Origin of the sequence: Micromonospora sp. URMC 106 (assembly GCF_051386395.1) — a bacterium.
Classification (GTDB): Bacteria; Actinomycetota; Actinomycetes; order Mycobacteriales; family Micromonosporaceae; genus Micromonospora.
On the sequence record NZ_JBPQTP010000206.1, the window covers coordinates 1 to 3,807 of the forward strand.

Consider the following 3,807-nt stretch of genomic DNA (forward strand, 5'->3'; position numbering starts at 1 on the left):
CCGGGGGGCGCCGCGCCCGGGCCCCGCCCGCCGGCCTCCCGCGCGCCGAGCGTCCGGCGGCCCCCGGCCCACCCGTGACGACGCCCCGCGTGGCGGCGCGCCGGGCGGGCCGCCGTCACCCGGCCCGGTCGCGTACCGTTGCCGCTCATGGGTGTGTCGCAACGCTTGAAGAGCAGGTTCCGCCGGTTCCTCCAGCGCCCGGGGACGACGGTCGACCTGGGGCCGCTGGAGAAGCTGCTGCCGGCCATCGAGGCGCGCGAGGAGAAGCTGTCGGCGCTCGACGACGCCGAGCTGACCGAGGCCGCCGGCAAGGCCACGGGCTACGAGGAGATCTGCGCGATCGGCCGGGAGGCCGCCCGCCGGGGCCTCGACCAGCGCCCGTACGACGTGCAGCTGCTCGGCGCGATGGCGCTGCTCTCCGGCAAGGTCGCCGAGATGGCCACCGGTGAGGGCAAGACGCTCACCGCCACCATCGCCGCGTACGGGCACGTCCGGCTGGGCAACGGGCCGGTGCACGTGCTCACCGTCAACGACTACCTGGCCCGCCGCGACGCCCGGTGGATGGAGCCCGTCTACACCCTGCTCGGCCTGACGGTCGGCTGGGTCAACGAGGCGTCCACCCCCGAGGAGCGGCGCGAGGCGTACGCCTGCGACGTCACCTACGTCTCGGTCAGCGAGGCCGGCTTCGACTACCTGCGCGACCAGCTCGTGACCGACATCGCCGACCGGGTGCAGCCGCCGCTGCGTACGGCGATCGTCGACGAGGCCGACTCGATCCTCATCGATGAGGCCCGGGTGCCGATGGTCCTCGCCGGCGCGGTCGCCGGCGAGCAGGACCCGGTGCACGCGGCCGCGGCCCTGGTGCGCGGCCTGCGCAAGGGCAAGCACTACACGGTGGCCGAGGACGGCCGCAGTGTCGCCTTCACCGCCGCCGGCCTGGCCGCCGTCGAGGCCAAGCTCGGCATCGACCTGTACGACGAGGAGCACGTCGCGCAGCTCTCGGCGGTGAACGTGGCGCTGCACGCGCACGCCCTGCTGCACCGCGACGTCGACTACATCGTCCGGGACGGCACCGTCGAGCTGATCGACGAGATGCGCGGCCGGGTGGCCCAGCGTCGGCGCTGGCCGGACGGGCTCCAGGCGGCGGTGGAGGCCAAGGAGGGTCTGGACGCGACCGCCGAGGGCGAGGTGCTCGGCACCATCGCCGTGCAGGCGTACATCGGGCTCTACCCGACGGTGTGCGGCATGACGGCGACCGCGGTGCTGGTCGGCGACCAGCTCCGCGAGTTCTTCGGTCTCGAGGTGGCGGTGATCCCGCCGAACACCCCGTGCGTCCGCGAGGACGAGCCGGACCGGATCTACGCCACCCGGGCGGAGAAGGACGAGGCGCTGGTCGACGAGATCAAGCGCAACCACGAGCGCGGGCGGCCGGTGCTGGTCGGCACCCTCGACGTCAAGGAGTCCGAGGGGCTGGCCGCCGGTCTGAACGCCGCCGGGGTGCCCTGCGTGGTGCTCAACGCGAAGAACGACGACGAGGAGGCGGCGATCATCGCCGAGGCCGGCGCGTACGGCGCGGTGACCGTCTCCACCCAGATGGCCGGCCGGGGCGTCGACATCCGGCTCGGCGGCAGCGACCAGGCCGACCGGGAGCGGGTGGCCGAGCTGGGCGGCCTCTACGTGATCGGCAGCGGCCGGCACGACAGCCGGCGGGTCGACGACCAGTTGCGCGGCCGCGCCGGCCGGCAGGGCGACCCGGGTGGCTCGGTCTTCTTCGTCAGCCTGGAGGACGACCTGGTCGTCCGCCACGCCGGCGACGCCGTCCCGCCGTCGCCCCGGATGAACGCCGATGGCCTGGTCACCGACGAGCAGGTCGACTACGCCGTCGAGCACGCCCAGCGGGTCGCCGAGGGCGTCAACCACGAGATCCACCGCAACACCTGGCGCTACAGCGTGGTCATCGAGCAGCAGCGCAAGGCCCTCGCCGAGCGCCGCGAGCGGCTGTTGACCACCGACGTGGCGGCGCTGATGCTGCTGGACAAGATGCCGGAGAAGGCCGAGGAGATGGACGAGGACCTGCTCGCCCGGGTCGCCCGGTCGATCGCCCTCTACCACCTCGACCGGCTCTGGGCGGAGCACCTCGCCGAGCTGTCCGAGGTGCGCGAGGGCGTGCACCTGCGCGCGCTCGGCCGGCTCGACCCGCTGGACGAGTTCCACCGGGCGGCGGTGCCGGCATTCAACAACCTGATCCCGGAGATCGAGAAGCGGACCATCGCGACCTTCGAGGAGACGGAGTTCGGCGAGGACTGGGAGCCGGACGAGGCGAAGCTGGTCCGGCCCAGCGCCACCTGGACGTACCTCGTGCACGACAACCCGTTCGGCTCCGAGCTGGACCGGTTGATCGCTTCCGTGGGTCGACGGCTCAGCGCCGGATCCCGCTGACGCGTCCGGGCCCCTTCCGCGCCTCCGGTGCCGGAAGGGGCCCCCTTTTGCGCCGTTTCGACCCCGGTTTGCGAGGGTAGTAGGGCGGGTCCGAAGAGTCGGGAGAAGATCAGAGATGGAACGGGTGACGGCGCCGGCCGGGCGTGCGGGGGCACGCGCGGGATCGGTGAGGGCTGTGGACCGGTGAACCTGGAGATGCGGGACCCGGCGGTGGAGCGGCTCGGTGTCCTGGAGACGGCCGCGCTCCTGCGGGAGCTGACGGCGGGGCTGATCGCTGTCGACGACTTCGACGAGGCGCTGGCGGCGCTGGTGCGCATCGCCCGGGACGCGGTGGACGGCGTGAGCTGGTGCGGCTTCACCGCGCTGCGGGCGGGGGAGCCGGCCGGCGTGGCCGCGTCCGACGCGCGGCTGGCGGGGCTGGACGACCTGCGACACGGCCCGGACTCGCCGGCCATGGACGCGATCCGGCGGCGCGAGCTGATCCTCTCCGACCACCTGGGCCGCGAGCCGCGCTGGCCGGCCTGGACGCCGCGGGCACGGGAGCTGGGCGTGCACGGGGTGATCTCCGCCCCGGTCGACGTCGACGAGCAGGTGATCGGGGCGATCAACCTCTACGCCGGGGCCGCCGACCTGCTCACCCCCGGCCACCAGCTCACCGCGATGCTGCTCGCCGAGCACGCCGGGCTGCTCCTCGCGGCGGTCCGCGACCGGGCCCGCCAGGCGGCCCGGGCCGGGGAGCTGGACTCCTCGCTACTCGGCGACGGGGTGGTCGGGCAGGCGATCGGGGTGATCATGACCCAGCGCGGCTGCCCGGCCGAGGAGGCGCTGGACGTGCTGCGCAGTGCGGCGGCGTCGCTGGACATCCCGCTGCGGGAGGTGGCCGGCCGGCTGGTCAGCACCGTGTCGCGCCCCCGGACCAGCTGAGGCCCGCCCGCCCGATCGGTGCCCCCGCGCCCGGCGTGACGTTTGGGGCCGTTCGGGGCGCGTGTCGTTTCGTCGTGGGAGCACCCGGGTAGCACCCTGTATTCGTGGGGTGAGTCGACCTGGGGGAGGAACGATGCAGAGCCGGCTGCGGGTGCAGGGGCACCCGATCCAACCGATGCTGGTGACGTTCCCGTTCGGGCTCTTCGTGAGTGCGACCGTGTTCGATCTGACCGACGTGCTGGGGGGCCCGGCCTTCCTCGGCGAGGTGGGCTACTGGACCTCGGTGGCGGCCCTGTTCGCCGCCGCGCTGGCCGCCGTGGCCGGCATGATCGACCTGTGGGACGTGCCGGGTGGCCGGACCCGGCGCACGGCGGTCACCTTCAACCTGGTGAACGTGGCGATGGCGGCGCTCTTCCTGGTGGCCTGCCTCGTCCGCGCCGACGC

The 3,807-nt window shown here is 73.9% G+C and carries 3 protein-coding genes; all 3 read left to right on the forward strand.

What is annotated here, in order from left to right; genetic code table 11:
• Nucleotides 1-147 precede the first annotated feature (147 nt).
• Nucleotides 148-2,439, forward strand: a complete 2,292-nt coding sequence (gene secA2 / locus ACSNOB_RS31595; RefSeq protein ID WP_436691050.1) for an accessory Sec system translocase SecA2 — start codon at nucleotides 148-150, stop codon at nucleotides 2,437-2,439.
• Nucleotides 2,440-2,622: 183 nt separating this feature from the next.
• Nucleotides 2,623-3,363, forward strand: coding sequence for a GAF and ANTAR domain-containing protein (locus ACSNOB_RS31600; RefSeq protein ID WP_436691052.1), 741 nt, complete (start codon nucleotides 2,623-2,625; stop codon nucleotides 3,361-3,363).
• 133 nt (nucleotides 3,364-3,496) lie between these two features.
• The coding region (locus ACSNOB_RS31605) for a DUF2231 domain-containing protein (RefSeq protein ID WP_436691054.1) at nucleotides 3,497-3,807 on the forward strand (311 nt) is incomplete at its 3' end.

Excerpts from the sequence above, each read along its gene's own strand:
- secA2 (WP_436691050.1), top strand. The coding sequence starts at position 148 with ATGGGTGTGTCGCAACGCTTGAAGAGCAGGTTCCGCCGGTTCCTCCAG.